This window comes from Streptomyces sp. NPDC005438, from assembly GCF_040606315.1.
Taxonomy (GTDB): Bacteria; Actinomycetota; Actinomycetes; order Streptomycetales; family Streptomycetaceae; genus Streptomyces.
On record NZ_JBEXEP010000033.1, the window covers coordinates 1 to 1,841 of the forward strand.

Genomic DNA, 1,841 nt, shown 5'->3' on the forward strand with positions numbered 1-1,841 from the left:
GTGAAGCAGCGCCGTAAGGTAGTTGTGGATGGTTCACGAGTGAGAATGCAGGCATGAGTAGCGATACAAGAGTGGGAAACTCTTGCGCCGATTGACTAAGGGTTCCTGGGTCAAGCTGATCTGCCCAGGGTAAGTCGGGACCTAAGGCGAGGCCGACAGGCGTAGTCGATGGATAACCGGTTGATATTCCGGTACCCGCTGTGAAGCGTCAAACATTGAATCAGGCGATGCTAAGCCCGTGAAGCCGCCTCTGGCCTCCTTGTGGGGTTGGGGGAGTGGTGGAGCCGGTGACCCAGACTTGTAGTAGGTGAGTGATGGGGTGACGCAGGAAGGTAGTCCAGCCCGGGCGATGGTTGTCCCGGGGTAAGGGTGTGGCCCGGAGGGTAGGGAAATCCGCTCTCTTTGTGGGTGAGGCCTGACGCGGAGCCGTTTGTGGCGAAGTGGATGATCCTATGCTGTCGAGAAAAGCCTCTAGCGAGTTTTATGGCGGCCCGTACCCTAAACCGACTCAGGTGGTCAGGTAGAGTATACCGAGGCGTTCGGGTGAACTATGGTTAAGGAACTCGGCAAAATGCCCCCGTAACTTCGGGAGAAGGGGGGCCATTGGTGGTGAAGGACTGTGCGTCTGGAGCTGCTGGTGGCCGCAGAGACCAGCGAGAAGCGACTGTTTACTAAAAACACAGGTCCGTGCGAAGCTGTAAGGCGATGTATACGGACTGACGCCTGCCCGGTGCTGGAACGTTAAGGGGACCGGTTAGCTGCATTTTGTGTGGCGAAGCTGAGAACTTAAGCGCCAGTAAACGGCGGTGGTAACTATAACCATCCTAAGGTAGCGAAATTCCTTGTCGGGTAAGTTCCGACCTGCACGAATGGCGTAACGACTTCTTGACTGTCTCAACCATAGGCCCGGTGAAATTGCAGTACGAGTAAAGATGCTCGTTTCGCGCAGCAGGACGGAAAGACCCCGGGACCTTTACTATAGCTTGATATTGGTGTTCGGTTCGGCTTGTGTAGGATAGGTGGGAGACTGTGAAGCATGCACGCTAGTGTGTGTGGAGTCGTTGTTGAAATACCACTCTGGTCGTGCTGGATGTCTAACCTGGGTCCGTGATCCGGATCAGGGACAGTGTCTGGTGGGTAGTTTAACTGGGGCGGTTGCCTCCTAAAGAGTAACGGAGGCGCCCAAAGGTTCCCTCAGCCTGGTTGGTAATCAGGTGTTGAGTGTAAGTGCACAAGGGAGCTTGACTGTGAGACTGACGGGTCGAGCAGGGACGAAAGTCGGGACTAGTGATCCGGCGGTGGCTTGTGGAAGCGCCGTCGCTCAACGGATAAAAGGTACCCCGGGGATAACAGGCTGATCTTCCCCAAGAGTCCATATCGACGGGATGGTTTGGCACCTCGATGTCGGCTCGTCGCATCCTGGGGCTGGAGTCGGTCCCAAGGGTTGGGCTGTTCGCCCATTAAAGCGGTACGCGAGCTGGGTTTAGAACGTCGTGAGACAGTTCGGTCCCTATCCGCTGTGCGCGTAGGAGTCTTGAGAAGGGCTGTCCCTAGTACGAGAGGACCGGGACGGACGGACCTCTGGTGTGCCAGTTGTTCTGCCAAGGGCATGGCTGGTTGGCTACGTTCGGGAGGGATAACCGCTGAAAGCATCTAAGCGGGAAGCCTGCTTCGAGATGAGGACTCCCACCCCCGTTGTGGGGTTAAGGCTCCCGGGAGACGACCGGGTTGATAGGCCAGAGATGGAAGCCCTGTGAGGGGTGGAGTTGACTGGTACTAATAGGCCGAGGGCTTGTCCATTGCTGTTCGCGTTCACTGTGTGGTTTCTGAGGCAACAACCT

1 rRNA gene is annotated in these 1,841 nt (G+C 56.5%); it reads left to right on the forward strand.

From position 1 onward, the window contains the following. Positions 1-1,800 (forward strand): 23S ribosomal RNA (locus ABZT14_RS25555); the annotation flags it as partial. Between the last annotated feature and the right edge of the window lie 41 nt (positions 1,801-1,841).